Below are 17679 nucleotides of genomic sequence, written 5' to 3'. Positions count from 1 at the left end.
TCAATTTTTATTAGCAAGTGTAAAACAGTTGACTACTATCGCAATCCGAAGACGCGATAACAACCCATAGACAAGCGGATTTTCCAGCAGATAGCGCTGATGCTCCGCCTGCGCGACCGGTTTCTTTTTCATATCATTGTAAACACGTAACCGAACTCACAGATAACGGTTCGGCGAAACCACGAGAAAACTCTTGCGTTAACAAGAGCGCCCTTGTTCAGTCTTCAGCGCCATTGCCGGCTCTGGAATCCTGAGAAGCGCCGAGATGGGTATAACATCGGCAGGTATGCAAAGCAGAGATGCAGATTGCGGGGGACATGCGCGCACCAGAACGATGCGACAGATTCAGCAGAATACAACGGTTCATTATCTCGTATCACCTCCACGGCCGCCTCGTAAGACGAACCCACAAGCCAAAGCAACGTTTTAACCCGGCTGGAAGTGGCGACACGAAGAAAACGTCGTGTGCTTTTGTATGAGCCGCGCGTCGCGTTTTATACCCAGAACGCAGAAAAAAAGCAAAGCATAAATGCGCATAATGTCAGCATTATCAGAAACGTTTATCGCCTGATTTTGACCGACATTGCGACGGCCTTCAAAAAAAGCTGGAAATTGGGCGAAGAAGTGACCTAAAATAGCCGTCCAGATGTTAATCCATCCATACTGATTAACACTCAGACTGCCAGTGTCAGCGACCTTCAGACTCATGGTAGAATCTTCTGTCATGACTATTCCGCACAACAGTTTGAGCTAACTAAATTCTCCTTAGGTGAAATTAAATATGGCAAAACACCTTTTTACGTCTGAGTCCGTATCAGAAGGGCATCCTGACAAAATCGCAGACCAAATCTCTGATGCCGTGTTGGACGCTATCCTGCAACAGGATCCGAAAGCACGCGTCGCCTGTGAAACCTACGTTAAAACCGGCATGGTTTTAGTTGGCGGTGAGATCACCACCAGCGCCTGGGTCGATATCGAAGAGATTACCCGTAATACGGTGCGCGAAATTGGCTATGTGCATTCCGACATGGGCTTTGACGCCAACTCTTGCGCGGTACTGAGCGCAATTGGCAAACAGTCTCCGGATATCAACCAGGGCGTTGACCGCGCAGACCCGCTGGAACAAGGCGCGGGCGACCAGGGCCTGATGTTTGGCTACGCGACAAATGAAACCGACGTACTGATGCCTGCGCCAATCACCTACGCGCACCGTCTGGTACAGCGTCAGGCTGAAGTGCGTAAAAATGGCACCCTGCCATGGTTGCGTCCGGATGCAAAAAGCCAGGTCACTTTCCAGTATGACGACGGCAAAATCGTCGGTATCGACGCCGTGGTTCTCTCTACGCAGCACGCAGAAGATATCGACCAAAAATCGCTGCAAGAAGCGGTGATGGAAGAGATCATCAAACCCATTCTGCCGTCTGAATGGTTAAATACGTCCACTAAGTTTTTTATCAACCCAACCGGGCGTTTTGTTATCGGCGGCCCGATGGGCGATTGCGGTCTGACCGGTCGTAAGATCATCGTTGATACCTACGGCGGTATGGCGCGTCACGGCGGCGGCGCCTTCTCCGGTAAAGATCCGTCTAAAGTTGACCGTTCTGCAGCTTACGCTGCGCGTTATGTCGCGAAAAACATCGTGGCGGCAGGTCTGGCGGATCGCTGTGAAATCCAGGTCTCCTACGCTATCGGCGTAGCGGAGCCGACGTCCATCATGGTGGAAACGTTCGGTACTGAAAAAGTGCCTGCTGAACAGTTGATTCTGCTGGTGCGCGAATTCTTCGACCTGCGCCCGTACGGCTTGATTCAGATGCTGGATCTGCTGCACCCGATCTACAAAGAAACTGCGGCTTACGGCCACTTCGGTCGCGAAAACTTCCCATGGGAAAAAACCGACAAAGCGCAACTGCTGCGCGATGCTGCCGGTCTGAAATAATCGCCCGCGCCTGACGCTGTTTTTCAGTCAGGGAAACCATACCGTACTTATCAAGGCCAGCGCTCTGCTGGCCTTTATCATTGCTGATACACGCAACGTTATCAGATATTCCAGCGTGAATTTATACTGACCTTTTTGTGATGCGCAGCACAATCCACTCTCCCCTTTCGTTTCTTCGACTACACTTTTTATCATTCAGTTTCAGTCATCATGAAAGCGGTTACATTCATTTTCATTAAGAACTGACTACATCACTATCGGTATGCTAATTCTGCGATGAAAATATTACATAATTTTTCAACTTTGTCTGAATACCAGGCGATTGATATGGTTATAAGATTATTAAAACTATTATTTTTCAGATAATTAAATAATCACCGAGATAAATAGTAGTGTAAACGATTACACCATTGTGATTAGCCTCACATCTTTTTACGGCGTACTCACCTACTCTTAACATCGATAAAATTGCTAACCCAACCGGAGGGCATAATGCCTGACAATAAAAAACAAGGGCGTTCCAACAAGGCCATGACATTTTTTGTCTGCTTTCTTGCAGCCCTGGCAGGATTACTTTTTGGCCTGGATATCGGCGTTATCGCCGGTGCTTTACCCTTCATTACCGACGAGTTTCAGATTACCGCACACACTCAGGAATGGGTGGTCAGCTCCATGATGTTTGGCGCGGCCGTCGGCGCTGTCGGCAGCGGCTGGCTCTCCTTTAAGCTGGGTCGTAAAAAAAGCCTGATGATCGGCGCTATCCTGTTCGTCGCCGGTTCGCTGTTCTCCGCTGCGGCGCCTAACGTTGAAGTCCTGATTATTTCTCGCGTGCTGCTGGGTCTGGCCGTCGGCGTCGCTTCTTACACTGCACCGTTGTACCTGTCCGAGATCGCGCCGGAAAAAATTCGCGGCAGTATGATCTCAATGTACCAGCTCATGATCACCATCGGGATTCTGGGCGCTTATCTGTCCGATACCGCGTTCAGCTACAGCGGCGCATGGCGCTGGATGCTCGGCGTGATCATCATCCCGGCCATTCTGCTGCTGATCGGCGTCTTCTTCCTGCCGGACAGCCCGCGCTGGTTTGCGGCGAAACGCCGTTTCCATGATGCTGAACGCGTCCTGTTGCGCCTGCGTGACACCAGTGCGGAAGCAAAACGTGAGCTCGATGAAATTCGCGAAAGTTTGCAGGTTAAACAGAGCGGTTGGGCGCTGTTCAAAGAGAACAGCAACTTCCGCCGCGCCGTGTTTCTTGGCATTTTGTTGCAGGTCATGCAGCAATTTACCGGGATGAACGTCATCATGTATTACGCGCCGAAAATCTTCGAACTGGCGGGGTACACGAATACCACGGAGCAGATGTGGGGCACCGTTATTGTTGGTCTGACTAACGTGCTGGCAACCTTCATCGCTATCGGCCTGGTTGACCGCTGGGGCCGCAAGCCGACCCTGACGCTGGGCTTCCTGGTCATGGCGATTGGTATGGGGATTCTGGGTACGATGATGCACATCGGCATCCATTCGCCGTCTGCGCAATACTTCGCTATCGCTATGCTGCTGATGTTCATCATTGGATTTGCGATGAGCGCTGGTCCGCTGATTTGGGTACTGTGCTCCGAAATCCAGCCGCTGAAAGGCCGCGATTTCGGCATCACCTGCTCCACCGCGACCAACTGGATCGCCAATATGATCGTCGGCGCAACGTTCCTGACCATGCTGAACAATCTGGGTAACGCCAACACCTTCTGGGTCTACGCTGGCCTGAACGTGCTGTTTATCCTGCTGACCCTGTGGCTGGTGCCGGAAACCAAACACGTTTCGCTGGAGCACATTGAACGTAACCTGATGAAAGGTCGTAAACTGCGCGAAATCGGCGCCCACGACTAATCCCTCCACGCTTCCTCCTGCCACAGGAGGAAGCGTTTTTCTTGCAGTCCCTCTTCCGTCGCACTATTCTCTGCCGCTATGAAAACCCCTCGTCTCCCTATCGCTATCCAGCAGGCCGTGATGCGCCGTCTGCGGGAAAATCTCGCCCAGGCGAACCTCAAGCTCGATAGACATTATCCGGAGCCGAAACTGGTGTATACGCAACGCGGCACCTCGGCGGGCACCGCCTGGCTGGAGAGCTACGAAATCCGCCTCAACCCGGTGTTACTGCTGGAAAACATCGACACCTTTATAGCAGAGGTCGTGCCGCATGAACTGGCGCATCTGTTGGTGTGGAAGCACTTCGGACGCAAGGCTCCGCATGGCAAGGAGTGGAAGTGGATGATGGAAAGCGTGCTGGGCGTTCCGGCCAGACGTACTCATCAATTTGCGCTGCAATCCGTACGGCGCAATACCTTTCCCTACCATTGCCAATGCCAGCAACATCAACTCACCGTCCGCCGCCATAATCGGGTAGTACGCGGCGAAGCGGTTTATCGTTGCGTTCACTGTGGCGAACCACTGGTCGCCGGGTAGTTTCCCGAAACGTCCGGGAACTTTCCTGAGCGGACTGATTGCATACAGACACAACTTTCGTTACGTTGCGGGCTCGTTTTGCTATGGAGTGTGCAATGTACCGTAATTTTTCTTTTGCCGCTGCGTTGCTGGCCGCAGCGTTTTCAGGCCAGGCATTGGCCGACGGCATTAACAATTTTTCTCAGGCCAAAGCGGCGAGCGTCAAAGTCAATGCCGACGCGCCCGGCAGCTTTTACTGCGGGTGCCAAATCCGCTGGCAGGGTAAAAAAGGCGTCGTAGACCTGGAGTCCTGCGGCTATAAGGTGCGTAAAAACGAGAATCGCGCCAGACGCATTGAGTGGGAGCACGTTGTCCCCGCCTGGCAATTCGGTCATCAGCGCCAGTGCTGGCAGGACGGCGGGCGAAAAAACTGCGCTAAAGACCCGGTCTACCGCAAAATGGAAAGCGATATGCATAACCTGCAACCCGCGATTGGCGAAGTGAATGGCGATCGCGGCAACTTTATGTATAGCCAGTGGAACGGCGGCGAAGGTCAGTACGGGCAGTGCGCCATGAAAGTGGATTTCAAAGCGAAGCTCGCCGAGCCGCCCGCCCGCGCCCGTGGCGCAATCGCCCGCACTTATTTTTATATGCGCGACCAATACCAACTGAAACTTTCCCGCCAACAAACGCAGCTTTTTAACGTCTGGGATAAGCAGTACCCCGTTACCGCCTGGGAGTGCGAGCGCGATGCGCGTATCGCGAAGGTCCAGGGTAATCATAATCCCTATGTGCAACGCGCTTGCCAGGCGCGAAAGAGCTAACCTACACTAGCGGGATTCTTGTTAACCCATGCCCTGGATAGCCAAACGCCGGGGCCATGACGCGGATTTTTTTATTATGCGTATTCCCCGCATTTATCACCCTGAATTGTTGACGTCCGGTACGCAGATTTCGTTATGCGAAGATGCGGCCAACCATATTGGTCGTGTACTGCGCATGGGACCGGGACAAGCGTTACAGCTGTTTGACGGCAGTAATCAGGTATTCGATGCTGAAATCATTAGCGCCAGTAAGAAAAGCGTTGAAGTGCAAGTGATGAAAGGCGAAATCGACGATCGTGAATCGCCGCTGCATATCCATCTGGGCCAGGTGATGTCGCGCGGTGAAAAAATGGAATTTACTATCCAGAAATCGATCGAACTGGGTGTAAGCCTCATTACGCCACTGTTCTCTGAGCGCTGCGGCGTTAAACTGGATAATGAACGTCTGAACAAAAAGCGCCAGCAGTGGCAAAAGATCGCCATCGCCGCCTGCGAACAATGCGGGCGTAACCGGGTGCCGGAAATTCGCCCGCCGATGGCGCTGGAAGCCTGGTGCGCCGAGCAAGATTCCGGGCTGAAGCTCAATCTTCATCCGCGCGCCCATGCCAGCATCAACACTCTGCCGCTGCCGGTTGAACGCGTCCGACTGCTGATCGGCCCGGAAGGCGGGCTGTCGGCGGACGAAATCGCGATGACCGCGCGCTATCAGTTTACTGATATTCTGTTAGGACCTCGCGTTCTGCGTACTGAGACAACCGCGCTCACCGCCATTACCGCGCTACAGGTGCGTTTTGGCGACTTAGGATGAAGCGTTAACGGAGAAAATAATGATCAAGCTCGGCATCGTGATGGATCCCATCGCACACATCAACATCAAGAAAGACACCAGTTTCGCTATGCTGCTGGAAGCCCAACGTCGTGGTTATGAACTTCATTATATGGAGATGGCCGACCTTTATCTGATTAACGGCGAAGCCCGCGCCCGCACGCGAACGTTGAGTGTGGAGCAAAATTACGATAAATGGTACGAGTTCGGCAGCGAGCAGGAGATTAAACTTGCCGACCTCGACGTTATCCTGATGCGTAAAGATCCGCCGTTTGATACCGAGTTTATTTATGCGACCTATATTCTGGAACGCGCTGAAGAGGAAGGGACGCTGATCGTCAACAAACCGCAAAGCCTGCGCGACTGTAATGAAAAACTGTATACTGCCTGGTTTTCCGACCTGACGCCGGAAACGCTGGTAACGCGCAATAAAGCGCAGCTCAAAGCGTTTTGGGAAAAGCACGGCGATATCATTATGAAACCGCTGGACGGTATGGGCGGCGCGTCCATTTTCCGCGTTAAGGAAGGCGATCCTAACATAGGCGTTATTGCCGAAACGCTGACCGAGCTGGGCAACCGCTACTGCATGGCGCAGAAGTATTTGCCCGCGATCAAAGATGGCGATAAGCGCGTACTGGTCGTCGACGGCGAGCCGGTGCCTTACTGCCTGGCGCGTATTCCGCAGGGCGGCGAAACCCGCGGCAACCTGGCGGCTGGTGGTCGCGGCGAACCCCGTCCGTTGAGCGAAAGCGACTGGGAAATCGCCCGCCGCGTTGGGCCAACGCTTAAAGCCAAAGGGCTTATTTTCGTCGGTCTGGATATTATCGGCGACCGCTTAACGGAAATTAACGTGACCAGCCCAACCTGCGTGCGTGAAATTGAAGCGGAATATCCGATCTCTATCACCGGGATGTTGATGGACGCCATCGAAGCGCGTCTGGCGAAGTAAACGTTTATTGCCCGGTGGCGTGCGCTTACCGGGCCTGAGCAATCACGCCGCCCCGGTCGGATAAGGCGGCGCATCAGCATCGCCATCCGGCAATCAATTGCCCGATAAGGCAGCCGTCCTTTGGCAAAAGACGGCTTATATGAGTGACAACCGTCCGCTTTCCCCACATACTGAACGCTGTCGTTTTTTTGAACCAGGAAACAGAACCTCTGACAATGAATTTACAGCATCACTTTCTTATTGCCATGCCTGCGCTCCAGGACCCGATTTTCCGCCGTTCCGTGGTGTATATTTGCGAGCACAACCAGGACGGCGCTATGGGGATTATTGTTAATAAACCTTTGGAAAATCTGCAAATTGAAGGGATTCTGGAAAAACTAAAAATTACGCCGGAACCGCGCGATTCGGCAATTCGTCTTGATAAAGCCGTGATGCTCGGCGGCCCGCTGGCGGAAGATCGCGGATTTATTCTCCATACTCCGCCGTCACGTTTCGCCTCCAGCATTCGTATCTCAGACAATACCGTGATTACCACCTCCCGCGATGTGCTGGAAACGTTAGGAACCCAACAACAGCCTTCCGATGTGCTGGTCGCGCTGGGCTACGCCTCCTGGGATAAAGGCCAGCTTGAACAAGAGTTGCTTGATAACGCCTGGCTTACCGCGCCCGCCGATCTCAATATTTTGTTCAAAACGCCCATTGCCGAGCGCTGGCGCGAAGCGGCAAAACTTATTGGCATTGATATTCTGACCATGCCTGGCGTTGCGGGGCACGCCTGATGAGCGGCACCTTACTGGCCTTTGACTTCGGCACAAAAAGCATCGGCGTTGCAATAGGACAACGCATTACCGGCACCGCCCGTCCGCTTCCGGCAATCAAAGCACAGGACGGCACGCCCGACTGGACGCTCATTGAACGTTTGCTGAAAGAGTGGCAGCCAGACGAAATTATTGTCGGGCTACCGCTTAATATGGATGGCACTGAACAGCCGCTGACGGCGCGCGCCCGTAAATTCGCCAACCGTATTCATGGGCGTTTCGGGGTAACTGTCACGCTGCACGATGAACGACTCAGCACCGTTGAAGCACGCTCCGGTCTGTTTGAACGAGGTGGGTATCGCGCGCTGAACAAAGGCAAAGTGGACTCGGCCTCCGCCGTGATTATCCTCGAAAGCTATTTTGAACAGGGGTATTAAAGCCGTTTTTGTCAGCAGGCGGATAACGCGATCACGGTTGCCAGGCTTACTGGGCAATAAGCTGGTTTAATGCCTTCAACGCCTGTAAACGCGCAGCCGCCTCCGCCTCATCAATCCGCCACATTCCCGCAAAGGCCAGCGCTGCGGCGTGCTTGTCTAGCGGTTGCGCCATAGAAACTTCACCATCAGCGTGATGCCACAGCACGTATCCCCGCTGGCGCTGCTGCGCCACATGCGGCGCCAGATTACGCCACTGCTCCGGAGTAAAACGCTGCATTAGCGCCTCATCGCTTTCTGCCGCCAGTAACGCCACTCCTGTTACCGACTGCCAGGCCGGGCACATGCGAAACCCCGCCAGCGCCTGACTTCCCTGCGAACCCGGCGTAGAGTGATAAATATAGATAATCTGGTCTTCCCATAGCACGCCTAATGCCACCACGATGTCTTTGGGCGCATGGCGCTCAAGGATAGGCAACGCATGGGAGAACAGCGCTGAACCGCGAATCGCCTGCGCCGCCAAAGCATGAATGCCTGGCCCGGGTAAATAGCGTCGGTGCTCATCCTGCATCGTGAGTCCAATAGAGGCCATCGTCATTAACAGGCGATTAACGCGCGTGGTATTAATATCCATCAGCCGGGCAAGCTCGCGACATCCGATAGCACGGTCGCTGGAAACCAGATATTGCAGACAGCGAATGCCATCTATCAGGCTTTGATTCGGTTGTGATGACATCGTTAAATGGCTTCGCTGTGGTTTTAACAAAGCTGCGATTTTAACGCCGGTTCGCCAGGATACAAGCCTGCATGCCGTTCAATCCACCGCGCCAGTCAACACTTTCCTCCCCCCTCTACGCCGCCATCTTCGCTACAGTCGTCCCTGCGCCTGACGCCATTGCGCGCTCTGGGCGAATGTCATCATCCCCTGCTGCTGCCCGGTTTGTATCACGTGGGCCAACTGATGGAGTTTGCCTTCACGGATCAAATTCCCTGTGGCTGGCGTATTAATCAGTAATTCAAACAACGCCACGCGCCCATCCTGTCTGTCGACCTCCAGTTTTTGTGATAGTACGGCGCGCAGACTACCCGCCAGTTGGCTGCGTACCGGTTCTTTTTCCTGCGCCGGAAAACTATCCACTAATCTTTCCACCGCCTGCGCCGCACCGCGAGTATGCAGGGTTGCCAGTACCAGATGCCCCGTTTCCGCCGCCGTCAGCGCCAGGCGAATGGTCTCGCTGTCACGCAGCTCCCCCAGCAAAATGACATCGGGATCTTCACGTAACGCCGCGCGCAGCCCGGCGGCAAAAGTGGCGCAATGCTGGCCGATTTCCCGCTGCTGTATCAGGCAACGCTTGCTGGTGTAACGGTACTCAATAGGATCTTCCAGCGTCAGGATGTGTTTATCGGCATGTTGATTAAGATGTCCCACCATCGCCGCCAGCGTGGTGGATTTCCCGCAGCCAGTAGCGCCAGTGACCAGAATCAGTCCGTTCTCGCTGGCAAGCAGTGCGGGTACTATCGGCGGCGTCTGGATTTCCGCCAGATCAGGACAACGCTCGGGCAATAGCCGTAGCGCCAGCGACGTTCCCTGTTGATGTGTGAACGCACTGGCGCGCAGGCGCCGCGTGCCAGACAGCGAGACGGCGAAATCAAGCTGGCCGTGCGTTCGCCACTGATATTGTTGCGCATCATTAAGCCAATCAAGCAGAAGCCTGTCGACATCAGGCGCGGTAAAAGGCGCGTTCTCCATGCGTCCTTGTTTGCGCCATCGCGCAGGCCAGGCGTTACACAGGTGTAGATCCGAGACGTTATGCTTTACACTAAGCGTCACAATTTCTTCCATATTCATATAAACATCCTCGGAAAATGAACGATATCGCGCATAACCTGGCATACATCCGGGACAAAATCTCCGCCGCGGCGACGCGTTGCGGCCGCTCTTCAGAAGAAGTTACGTTGCTTGCAGTGAGTAAAACCAAACCTGCGAGCGACATCGCAGAAGCCATTGCCGCCGGACAACGGGCATTTGGTGAAAATTATGTACAAGAGGGGGTGGAAAAAATCCGCCACTTTCAGGAAGCGAAAGTGGAAGGCCTGCACTGGCACTTTATTGGCCCTTTACAGTCCAACAAAAGTCGGCTGGTGGCCGAGCATTTTGACTGGTGTCATACCATCGATCGCCTGCGTATCGCCTCGCGGCTGAGCGAACAGCGCCCGGATAATCTGCCGGCGCTAAATGTTCTGATCCAAATTAATATCAGCGATGAAAACAGCAAATCAGGCATTCCGCTGGCGGAACTGGATGAGCTGGCCGCTGCGGTGGCTACACTGCCGCGTCTGCGGCTTCGCGGACTGATGGCGATCCCGGCGCCAGAGTCAGATTATGTAAGGCAGTTTGAAGTCGCACGTCAAATGGCTGTAGCATTTGCCGGGCTGAAAGCGCGCTACCCTGACGTTGATACCCTATCTCTGGGTATGAGCGACGATATGGAAGCCGCGATTGCGGCAGGTAGCACAATGGTGCGCATCGGCACCGCTATCTTTGGTGCTCGTGATTACACAAAAAATTAAGGAAAACTGAGGAACGCCATGAATACGTTGACCTTCCTGCTCTCAACGGTAATTGAGCTGTATACCATGGTGCTATTATTGCGCGTGTGGATGCAGTGGGCCCGCTGTGACTTTTACAACCCTTTTTCCCAGTTCGTGGTGAAAATTACGCAGCCCATCATCGGACCGCTGCGTCGTATTATCCCGCCAATGGGGCCGATTGACAGCGCTTCCCTGCTGGTGGCGTTTATTCTTAGCGTTATTAAGGCGATAGTGCTGTTTAAGGTAATTACGTTTCAGGCGATTATCTGGATTGCCGCGGTGCTTATCTTGCTTAAAACAATCGGCCTGCTGATCTTCTGGGTGCTGCTGGTCATGGCTATCATGAGCTGGGTGAGCCAAGGTCGTAGCCCGATTGAATATGTATTGATTCAGCTTGCCGAGCCGCTGCTCAGCCCGATTCGCCGTATACTGCCTGCGATGGGCGGCATCGACTTCTCGCCGATGGTTCTGGTGCTGCTGCTGTATGTCGTTAATATGGGGATCGCTGAAGTCTTACAAGCGACAGGCAACATGTTGCTGCCGGGGCTGTGGATGGCGTTATGAGTGCTGTGACTCGCTGCGAAGACGGTCTGGTGTTACGGCTTTATATTCAGCCGAAAGCCAGCCGCGACAGTATTGTGGGCTTACATGGCGACGAGGTGAAAGTCGCCATTACCGCCCCGCCGGTTGATGGTCAGGCAAACAGCCATCTGACCAAGTTTCTCGGTAAACAGTTTCGCGTGGCGAAAAGTCAGATCGTCATCGAAAAAGGCGAGCTGGGCCGTCACAAACAGGTAAAAATTATTCACCCGCAACAGATCCCGCCGGAAATTGCGGCGTTAACTGAGTAGGTATTCCATGCAAAAAGTTGTTCTCGCAACCGGCAACGCCGGTAAAGTGCGCGAGCTCGCGTCGCTGTTAAGCGATTTTGGGCTTGATGTGGTAGCGCAAACGGAACTGGGCGTTGACTCCGCGGAAGAAACCGGCCTGACGTTTATTGAAAACGCGATTCTCAAAGCGCGCCATGCCGCTAAAATGACCGGTCTGCCCGCCATTGCCGATGACTCCGGTCTGGCCGTTGACGTTTTAGGCGGCGCGCCGGGTATCTATTCCGCGCGCTATTCTGGCGAAAACGCGACAGATCAGCAAAATCTGGAAAAACTGCTGCATACTCTACGGGATGTTCCGGACGACAAACGCCAGGCGCGATTCCATTGTGTACTGGTTTATTTGCGTCATGCCGAAGATCCCACACCGATAGTCTGTCACGGTAGCTGGCCTGGCGTCATTACTCGCCAGGCGGCCGGAAATGGCGGATTTGGCTATGATCCTATTTTCTTCGTACCGTCTGAAGGCAAAACCGCCGCAGAACTGACCCGTGAAGAAAAAAGCGCGATTTCCCACCGTGGACAAGCGCTCAAGCTGCTGCTGGATGCGTTACGCAATGGCTAAACTACCGCCGCTCAGTCTTTATATTCATATTCCCTGGTGTGTACAAAAATGTCCATATTGCGACTTCAATTCCCATGCGTTGAAGGGCGAGGTGCCGCATGACGACTACGTCCAGCATCTGTTAAACGATCTGGATGCCGACGTCGCCTGGGCGCAAGGGCGCGAAGTAAAGACCATTTTTATTGGCGGCGGTACGCCAAGCCTGCTTTCCGGGCCGGCGATGCAAACGCTGCTGGACGGCGTGCGTGCGCGCCTGAATCTGGCGGCGGATGCGGAAATTACTATGGAAGCGAACCCCGGCACGGTCGAAGCCGACCGCTTCATCGACTATCAGCGCGCCGGCGTAAACCGGATCTCCATTGGCGTACAGAGCTTTAGTGAGCCTAAGCTGAAACGTCTTGGCCGTATTCACGGTCCACAAGAGGCGATGCGGGCAGCAAGACTGGCAAATGGGCTTGGGCTACGCAGCTTTAACCTCGACTTGATGCATGGATTGCCGGACCAGACGCTGGAAGAGGCGCTGAATGATTTGCGACAGGCAATTGCGCTTAATCCGCCGCATCTCTCATGGTATCAATTGACGATTGAACCCAACACTCTGTTCGGTTCGCGTCCGCCGGTTTTACCGGACGATGACGCTCTGTGGGATATCTTTGAGCAGGGCCACCAGTTATTAACCGCCGCGGGCTATCAGCAATACGAAACGTCGGCCTATGCCAAACCCGGTTATCAGTGCCAGCATAATCTGAACTACTGGCGCTTTGGCGACTATCTGGGGATTGGCTGCGGCGCCCACGGTAAAGTCACCTTCCCGGGCGGCAGGATCCTGCGCACCACCAAAACCCGTCACCCACGCGGTTATATGCAGGGACGTTACCTGGAAAGCCAGCGTGACGTGAGTGATGACGATAAACCCTTTGAGTTCTTTATGAATCGTTTTCGGTTGCTGGAGCGCGCGCCTCGCGCCGAATTTGTCGACTACACCGGGCTTACGGAAGCGGTTATTCGTCAGCCAATCGACGAGGCTATTGCCCAGGGCTACCTGACCGAATGCGAGCAATACTGGCAGATTACCCGGCACGGTAAACTGTTTTTAAACTCTCTTCTTGAGTTGTTTCTCGCGGAATAACAAGGATAAGTCTGTCGCGCCAGCGGGTAAAATACCTGATGGCGCGACGCTTACCGACCTGTGGCGGTTAATGCGCCGCCGGCAAGCGCATTATTTAATAACCCCTTTACGACGCAAATCGTCCGTATCTTTTTTCCAGCGCTCGTAACCGTCATTAATATCCATAATTTTCACACGGATATCACTCTGTTGCATCTGAAGTTTCTGTACCGCTATATTCAGCGGATATTGTCCTTTCTCTAACGTTATCCAGTCATTCTGCGCTTTTCGACGCAGCTCTTCTGATTTCAAAAATACCTGCCGCCGTTGCTCGTGTATGTCTAAATCTCTTTTCTGCTGAATAGCCGCTTCATTGCACGGCTCACTCTGCTTACGGCACGCGTCTAATGCCGGTTGATAGACCTCTTTTTCGTATTTCTCGGCATATACGCTGCTATCGTTGGCTTTTACATAATCATCGCGCTCTTTTAACGTCTTTTTAAACGCCTCGGCGCGGGTCAACGGTTTCCCATCAGCGCCTTTTCCCCAATACGCGTCCGCTTCTTTTTTAGCTACCGCTATTTTCTTATCCAGGGCAGAGAGTTGTTCTTCAAGACCGGGGATCGACGCTTTCTGCGCACGCCAGGAGGCTTCAATGTTGCCAAACCGATAGTTAAAGTCATCACTGTTGACGATCAGGTATTTATCATTCGTTTTAATGTCGTCAATAGCCCGGCCCTGATCGCTGGCTGCCATTTGTAATGAGTAATAGCTCACCGTCCAGCCAGAGGCTGGCGTCCCTTTGCTGGTTAACATGGCAGAAAATTTAACGGGACGATCTTTGGTCCAGGTTTTTTCAACAAAATAATAATCCGCCGCCATACCAACGCCGGTATACATATCTTCACGGGAAGAAATATCCCCTTCGGCAGACCAGGTGGCCTGATTGCCCGTCGAATCAAGATTTTTTAAGGTAATGGAATCCAGTTTAAGTATGCCGTGGTACTGCTTACTAAACTGTTCTTTTAAGATGTTATCGGAGGGTTGAGCAACCTCTGCCCAACTATAGCCTGAAATCAGGGCAAACAGCGCTGCGCCAGCAATCCATTGTCGAACCACTTGTGGACCTCCCGTCCAGAGACATGACGCCCACGATTATCATAACCAGGATGATAATTAGCAAGATAATAGTGTTGGTTGTGCGAGAGGTCTTCCAAAGATGGCCCCGGCCTTCCGACCGGGGCATTATCTTTAATACTGATTGAACATCGTCTGGATCTGTTTTGGATCTTTAGTCTGGGTTAACGCCAGTTGCAGTAAGACACGCGCTTTTTGCGGGTTCAGCGTGCCAGAGGCGACAAAGCCGTATTTTGCATCGTCAACTTCCGCATCCTGCGTGGTTGCGCCAGTCGGCACACGTGAAGAACGCACCACTACCGTACCGTTGTGCGCGGCGGTCGCCAGGGTATCAAAGACCGTTTTATACAGGTTGCCGTTACCCACGCCTGCGCTCACGATCCCGTCATAACCCGCGTCTACCAGCGCTTTTGCCGGCAGATCGGACGCATTCGCATAGTTATAAACGATACCGACTTTCGGCAACGCGGTCAGCTTCGACACGTCGAACGGGGTGGAGGTGGTATGTTTACGCCCTGGCGTACGCTGGTAGTCAATTTTACCGTTGTGGATATAACCCAGCGGGCCATAGTTAACCGCTTTAAACGTCGCCACGTCAGTCGTATTGGTCTTAGTGACGTCGCGTCCGTCCATGACGGTATCATTCATTACCACCAGCACGCCGCGGTTGGCAGACTGTTTATCAGCCGCTGTTACTACCGCATTATAGAGGTTGAACGGGCCATCTGCGCTCATTGACGTGGAAGGACGCATCGCGCCGACCAGTACCACCGGTTTATTGCATTTCACGGTCAGATCGAGGAAATAAGCGGTCTCTTCCATCGTATCAGTACCGTGGGTGATCACGAAACCGTCGGTGCTGTCGCACTCGGTATTGATTTTTTTCGCCAGCGTGAGCCAGACTTCATCGTTCATATCCTGCGAGCCAATGTTAACGACCTGCTCGCCTTTCACTACCGCAATGTCCTTCAATTGAGGAACGGCATCCACCAGATTTTCGACGCCGACTTTACCTGCCGTATAATTTGATTTTGTTGCTGAATCACCGCCGCCAGCGATCGTTCCGCCGGTCGCTAAGATGGTGATATTCGGTAAAGCGAACGCTGCGCCGCTGAAACCCATTACCAGAGCAGCTAATGCCGTTTTCCTGAAAAACTCCATGTTATATCTCCAGTTATGTCAACTGGTCGCATTATCTCTATATTGCAGACGAATAATGTGACGCCATACGATTAACCAGCGATATATATCCAACAGAGAGTATTTTTTAGAGATGGATAACAAAATGCAGGAAAAAACAGAATAAAAAGGCGCAGATACGATCTACGCCATTGTTTAAAAAGGAAAGATTACTTCAGGCTGCCAACCAGCGCTTTGCGGCTATCTTCTAAGGTTACTACGCGGCTACAGACATCTTTGCCAAACTGCTGGAAATCTTTCTCCTGGTTTTTCCATTCGTTCTGGATAGCGGTTTGCAAACCACCGAGGCTGCCCATCACGCCCTGTAAAGGATTGCCGCCGCCTTTAAGCACCGCTTTGGCGCCCATTTCGTTAATGCTGTCCTGCAAAATACCGCCCATCGCCTGATTCACCAACTGCTGACCGTCGGCACGCACCTGGTCGATAGCCTTATAGTGGAACGTCAGGCCGTCCGTACGATGTTCAATAATGCGGTTCATTTGCGCTTTTAATTGCGCATCAAGCTTCGTCAGACGGCTACGCATGTTGCTGCTTTCGCCCACCTCTTTAGCGATGATTTTATCCAGCGCCACGCGGCCTTTTTCGACGCGCGATCGGGCACCCTCATCAATCCACGGCAGCGCGCTTCGTAGTTCCGCCTGGTAATCTTTCGCCTGCTCGCGCTGCGCGGCGCTAAGGGTGTACTGCTTACCGTTGTACATCACATTGCCGTCCGGCGTGATCACCAGGTTGCCGTTTTCACCTTTCACCTGCACCGTTTGTGGACTCAGGATCACATCGTCACGCGGCGTGACACTGCATTTGTAATCTGCATGAGCGGCCATCGCCGTCAACGTTAGCACTGCCGCCAGCAGCGTTTTGCGCATCATAACTTTCCCTCAAGACAAAGCGGGCCGGCATTTGCCGACCCTGTACTCATTAGTCCCACCAAACGTCGAAAAGTTCGCTGGTTCGGACTTCTTCAAGGTTGCGCGCTTCCAGCCACTTACGCACAATCGCCTGATGTTCTTCGGTACATTTACCGATTTCCTGCATACAAATCAGCCCTTCCCAGGCCAGGTAGCCGCTGCCGTCAAACGCCAGTTTATTAGGCTCAATAACGTCATTAATAAAGTCATCGACAGTCTTATCGATCTGCTCTTCAGATGTACCTTCCGGAAAACGCCATGCCACCGAAAATCCTAATTCCTGGAATTCGTCAATGTGCATTTTTTTACGCAGACGACGACTACGGTTCTTTGCCATTATTTCACCCTCTCGAACATTAAGTCCCATACGCCATGACCAAGACGATGGCCACGTTGTTCAAATTTCGTTACCGGGCGCGATTCCGGGCGCGGTACATAATCATTGCTCTCTGACAGATTTTTGTACCCGTCGATAGAAGACATGACTTCAAGCATGTGTTCCGCATACGCTTCCCAGTCGGTCGCCATATGGAAAACGCCGCCCAATTTCAGCTTGCTCAATACCAGTTCAGCAAACGGCACCTGAACGATACGGCGTTTATTATGACGCGCTTTATGCCACGGGTCAGGGAAAAAGAGCTGAACCATCGATAAAGAATTGTCAGGAATCATTGTATGCAACACTTCTACCGCGTCGTGGCACATGACGCGCAGGTTTTCAACGCCCTCTTCATGAGCGGACGCCAGACACGCGCCGACACCGGGTGAATGCACTTCAATGCCGAGGAAATTCTGCTCCGGGCGCGCTTTCGCCATCGCCACAAGAGACGCCCCCATGCCAAAACCAATCTCCAGCGTCACCGGCGCTTCGCGACCAAACAACGTGGCGAAATCTACCGGCGCTTCGCTGAACTCGACGCCCATCACCGGCCAGTAGTTTTCCAGCGCGTGCTCTTGCCCCTTTGTCAGTCGCCCCTGGCGACGAACAAAACTACGAATACGGCGCAGCGGGCGACCGTTTTCATCAAATTCCGGTGAAATGACGTCGTTTTTCATAAAAGTGTAGTCTGCTGTGTTTGAGTTCTGAAAACGGGCATTATCCAAAGTTAGTTG

The 17679-nt window shown here is 53.1% G+C and carries 23 protein-coding genes; 13 read left to right on the top strand and 10 right to left on the bottom strand.

Annotation, left to right across the window (positions count from 1 at the left end; all coding sequences use genetic code 11):
* The 3 genes from yqgB to NA330_RS05930 form a co-directional block, all read right to left on the bottom strand.
* The gene (gene yqgB, locus NA330_RS05940) at positions 1-132 is read right to left on the bottom strand and encodes an acid stress response protein YqgB (protein ID WP_000729109.1); all 132 of its coding nucleotides are present in this window, start codon (positions 130-132) and stop codon (positions 1-3) included.
* An 85-nt stretch (positions 133-217) separates the two neighbouring features.
* Positions 218-367, bottom strand: a complete 150-nt coding sequence (locus NA330_RS05935; protein ID WP_001751809.1) for a hypothetical protein — start codon at positions 365-367, stop codon at positions 218-220.
* 59 nt (positions 368-426) lie between these two features.
* Complete coding sequence (locus tag NA330_RS05930) at positions 427-726, bottom strand: hypothetical protein (RefSeq protein WP_001576358.1); 300 nt, start codon at positions 724-726, stop codon at positions 427-429.
* A 55-nt stretch (positions 727-781) separates the two neighbouring features.
* Between NA330_RS05930 and metK the strand changes: the two genes are divergently transcribed.
* From metK to ruvX, 8 genes are all read left to right on the top strand, one after another.
* Positions 782-1936, top strand: a complete 1155-nt coding sequence (gene metK, locus NA330_RS05925) for a methionine adenosyltransferase (protein ID WP_001062140.1) — start codon at positions 782-784, stop codon at positions 1934-1936.
* Between the two features lie 492 nt (positions 1937-2428).
* Positions 2429-3823: a galactose/proton symporter gene (galP, locus tag NA330_RS05920; protein ID WP_001113171.1), complete on the top strand. Its 1395-nt coding sequence runs from the start codon at positions 2429-2431 to the stop codon at positions 3821-3823.
* Between the two features lie 78 nt (positions 3824-3901).
* Positions 3902-4399, top strand: a complete 498-nt coding sequence (locus NA330_RS05915; RefSeq protein WP_000856775.1) for a SprT family zinc-dependent metalloprotease — start codon at positions 3902-3904, stop codon at positions 4397-4399.
* A gap of 95 nt (positions 4400-4494) precedes the next feature.
* Positions 4495-5202, top strand: a complete 708-nt coding sequence (gene endA, locus NA330_RS05910) for a deoxyribonuclease I (RefSeq protein WP_000286124.1) — start codon at positions 4495-4497, stop codon at positions 5200-5202.
* A gap of 76 nt (positions 5203-5278) precedes the next feature.
* Complete coding sequence (gene rsmE / locus NA330_RS05905) at positions 5279-6010, top strand: 16S rRNA (uracil(1498)-N(3))-methyltransferase (RefSeq protein ID WP_001222488.1); 732 nt, start codon at positions 5279-5281, stop codon at positions 6008-6010.
* Between the two features lie 19 nt (positions 6011-6029).
* On the top strand, positions 6030-6977 hold the full coding sequence (gshB, locus tag NA330_RS05900) for a glutathione synthase (protein WP_023181538.1): 948 nt from the start codon (positions 6030-6032) through the stop codon (positions 6975-6977).
* A gap of 215 nt (positions 6978-7192) precedes the next feature.
* Positions 7193-7756 carry a YqgE/AlgH family protein gene (locus NA330_RS05895; RefSeq protein WP_001053171.1) on the top strand — a complete coding sequence of 188 codons (564 nt, stop codon included), beginning with the start codon at positions 7193-7195 and terminating at the stop codon, positions 7754-7756.
* Positions 7756-8172, top strand: coding sequence for a Holliday junction resolvase RuvX (ruvX, locus tag NA330_RS05890; protein WP_000017096.1), 417 nt, complete (start codon positions 7756-7758; stop codon positions 8170-8172). The genes NA330_RS05895 and ruvX overlap by 1 nt, the downstream gene beginning before the upstream one ends.
* A gap of 46 nt (positions 8173-8218) precedes the next feature.
* Here the strand turns inward: ruvX and NA330_RS05885 are convergent, their stop codons facing one another.
* Positions 8219-8905: an IclR family transcriptional regulator domain-containing protein gene (locus tag NA330_RS05885; RefSeq protein WP_000098324.1), complete on the bottom strand. Its 687-nt coding sequence runs from the start codon at positions 8903-8905 to the stop codon at positions 8219-8221.
* A gap of 132 nt (positions 8906-9037) precedes the next feature.
* A complete protein-coding gene (locus NA330_RS05880) occupies positions 9038-10018 on the bottom strand; it encodes a type IV pilus twitching motility protein PilT (RefSeq protein ID WP_001055642.1) in 981 nt (326 codons plus the stop codon).
* A 17-nt stretch (positions 10019-10035) separates the two neighbouring features.
* Between NA330_RS05880 and NA330_RS05875 the strand changes: the two genes are divergently transcribed.
* Genes NA330_RS05875 through hemW form a run of 5 tightly spaced genes read left to right on the top strand, consistent with a single transcriptional unit; the run spans position 10036 to position 13342 of the window.
* On the top strand, positions 10036-10740 hold the full coding sequence (locus tag NA330_RS05875; RefSeq protein WP_000997812.1) for a YggS family pyridoxal phosphate-dependent enzyme: 705 nt from the start codon (positions 10036-10038) through the stop codon (positions 10738-10740).
* A gap of 18 nt (positions 10741-10758) precedes the next feature.
* A complete protein-coding gene (locus tag NA330_RS05870; protein ID WP_001094848.1) occupies positions 10759-11325 on the top strand; it encodes a YggT family protein in 567 nt (188 codons plus the stop codon).
* Positions 11322-11612, top strand: a complete 291-nt coding sequence (gene yggU, locus NA330_RS05865) for a DUF167 family protein YggU (RefSeq protein ID WP_001277205.1) — start codon at positions 11322-11324, stop codon at positions 11610-11612. Before NA330_RS05870 ends, yggU begins: the two co-directional genes overlap by 4 nt.
* A gap of 7 nt (positions 11613-11619) precedes the next feature.
* A complete protein-coding gene (locus tag NA330_RS05860) occupies positions 11620-12213 on the top strand; it encodes an XTP/dITP diphosphatase (protein ID WP_001174769.1) in 594 nt (197 codons plus the stop codon).
* Entirely contained in the window at positions 12206-13342 is a 1137-nt protein-coding gene (gene hemW / locus NA330_RS05855; RefSeq protein WP_001096521.1) for a radical SAM family heme chaperone HemW, read from the top strand. The genes NA330_RS05860 and hemW overlap by 8 nt, the downstream gene beginning before the upstream one ends.
* A 90-nt stretch (positions 13343-13432) precedes the next feature.
* Here the strand turns inward: hemW and NA330_RS05850 are convergent, their stop codons facing one another.
* The 5 genes from NA330_RS05850 to trmB all read right to left on the bottom strand — a co-directional run bounded on the left by NA330_RS05850 (position 13433) and on the right by trmB (position 17622).
* Positions 13433-14440 (bottom strand): DUF1202 domain-containing protein, encoded by a 1008-nt coding sequence (locus NA330_RS05850; RefSeq protein WP_000252200.1) that lies wholly within the window; start codon positions 14438-14440, stop codon positions 13433-13435.
* 132 nt (positions 14441-14572) lie between these two features.
* Positions 14573-15619 (bottom strand): L-asparaginase 2, encoded by a 1047-nt coding sequence (ansB, locus tag NA330_RS05845; RefSeq protein WP_023241577.1) that lies wholly within the window; start codon positions 15617-15619, stop codon positions 14573-14575.
* A 188-nt stretch (positions 15620-15807) separates the two neighbouring features.
* Complete coding sequence (locus NA330_RS05840) at positions 15808-16527, bottom strand: DUF2884 domain-containing protein (RefSeq protein WP_000984835.1); 720 nt, start codon at positions 16525-16527, stop codon at positions 15808-15810.
* Positions 16528-16576: 49 nt separating this feature from the next.
* Complete coding sequence (locus NA330_RS05835) at positions 16577-16903, bottom strand: YggL family protein (protein WP_001107559.1); 327 nt, start codon at positions 16901-16903, stop codon at positions 16577-16579.
* Complete coding sequence (gene trmB, locus NA330_RS05830; protein ID WP_000786893.1) at positions 16903-17622, bottom strand: tRNA (guanosine(46)-N7)-methyltransferase TrmB; 720 nt, start codon at positions 17620-17622, stop codon at positions 16903-16905. Before trmB ends, NA330_RS05835 begins: the two co-directional genes overlap by 1 nt.
* Positions 17623-17679: the final 57 nt, after the last annotated feature.

It is taken from the genome of Salmonella sp. NW722 (assembly GCF_051702785.1).
Lineage (GTDB): Bacteria > Pseudomonadota > Gammaproteobacteria > Enterobacterales > Enterobacteriaceae > Salmonella > Salmonella enterica.
Note: the sequence above shows the minus strand (reverse complement) of the source record. Positions and strands in the feature narration are given on the sequence as shown.

Excerpts from the sequence above, each read along its gene's own strand:
- metK (WP_001062140.1), top strand. The coding sequence starts at position 782 with ATGGCAAAACACCTTTTTACGTCTGAGTCCGTATCAGAAGGGCATCCT.
- rsmE (WP_001222488.1), top strand. The coding sequence starts at position 5,279 with ATGCGTATTCCCCGCATTTATCACCCTGAATTGTTGACGTCCGGTACG.
- NA330_RS05930 (WP_001576358.1), bottom strand. The coding sequence starts at position 726 with ATGACAGAAGATTCTACCATGAGTCTGAAGGTCGCTGACACTGGCAGT.
- NA330_RS05875 (WP_000997812.1), top strand. The coding sequence starts at position 10,036 with ATGAACGATATCGCGCATAACCTGGCATACATCCGGGACAAAATCTCC.
- ruvX (WP_000017096.1), top strand. The coding sequence starts at position 7,756 with ATGAGCGGCACCTTACTGGCCTTTGACTTCGGCACAAAAAGCATCGGC.
- NA330_RS05915 (WP_000856775.1), top strand. The coding sequence starts at position 3,902 with ATGAAAACCCCTCGTCTCCCTATCGCTATCCAGCAGGCCGTGATGCGC.
- NA330_RS05840 (WP_000984835.1), bottom strand. The coding sequence starts at position 16,527 with ATGATGCGCAAAACGCTGCTGGCGGCAGTGCTAACGTTGACGGCGATG.
- ansB (WP_023241577.1), bottom strand. The coding sequence starts at position 15,619 with ATGGAGTTTTTCAGGAAAACGGCATTAGCTGCTCTGGTAATGGGTTTC.
- NA330_RS05880 (WP_001055642.1), bottom strand. The coding sequence starts at position 10,018 with ATGAATATGGAAGAAATTGTGACGCTTAGTGTAAAGCATAACGTCTCG.
- yggU (WP_001277205.1), top strand. The coding sequence starts at position 11,322 with ATGAGTGCTGTGACTCGCTGCGAAGACGGTCTGGTGTTACGGCTTTAT.
- trmB (WP_000786893.1), bottom strand. The coding sequence starts at position 17,622 with ATGAAAAACGACGTCATTTCACCGGAATTTGATGAAAACGGTCGCCCG.
- hemW (WP_001096521.1), top strand. The coding sequence starts at position 12,206 with ATGGCTAAACTACCGCCGCTCAGTCTTTATATTCATATTCCCTGGTGT.
- NA330_RS05885 (WP_000098324.1), bottom strand. The coding sequence starts at position 8,905 with ATGTCATCACAACCGAATCAAAGCCTGATAGATGGCATTCGCTGTCTG.
- yqgB (WP_000729109.1), bottom strand. The coding sequence starts at position 132 with ATGAAAAAGAAACCGGTCGCGCAGGCGGAGCATCAGCGCTATCTGCTG.
- gshB (WP_023181538.1), top strand. The coding sequence starts at position 6,030 with ATGATCAAGCTCGGCATCGTGATGGATCCCATCGCACACATCAACATC.
- NA330_RS05895 (WP_001053171.1), top strand. The coding sequence starts at position 7,193 with ATGAATTTACAGCATCACTTTCTTATTGCCATGCCTGCGCTCCAGGAC.
- NA330_RS05835 (WP_001107559.1), bottom strand. The coding sequence starts at position 16,903 with ATGGCAAAGAACCGTAGTCGTCGTCTGCGTAAAAAAATGCACATTGAC.
- NA330_RS05870 (WP_001094848.1), top strand. The coding sequence starts at position 10,759 with ATGAATACGTTGACCTTCCTGCTCTCAACGGTAATTGAGCTGTATACC.
- NA330_RS05860 (WP_001174769.1), top strand. The coding sequence starts at position 11,620 with ATGCAAAAAGTTGTTCTCGCAACCGGCAACGCCGGTAAAGTGCGCGAG.
- galP (WP_001113171.1), top strand. The coding sequence starts at position 2,429 with ATGCCTGACAATAAAAAACAAGGGCGTTCCAACAAGGCCATGACATTT.
- NA330_RS05935 (WP_001751809.1), bottom strand. The coding sequence starts at position 367 with ATGAACCGTTGTATTCTGCTGAATCTGTCGCATCGTTCTGGTGCGCGC.
- endA (WP_000286124.1), top strand. The coding sequence starts at position 4,495 with ATGTACCGTAATTTTTCTTTTGCCGCTGCGTTGCTGGCCGCAGCGTTT.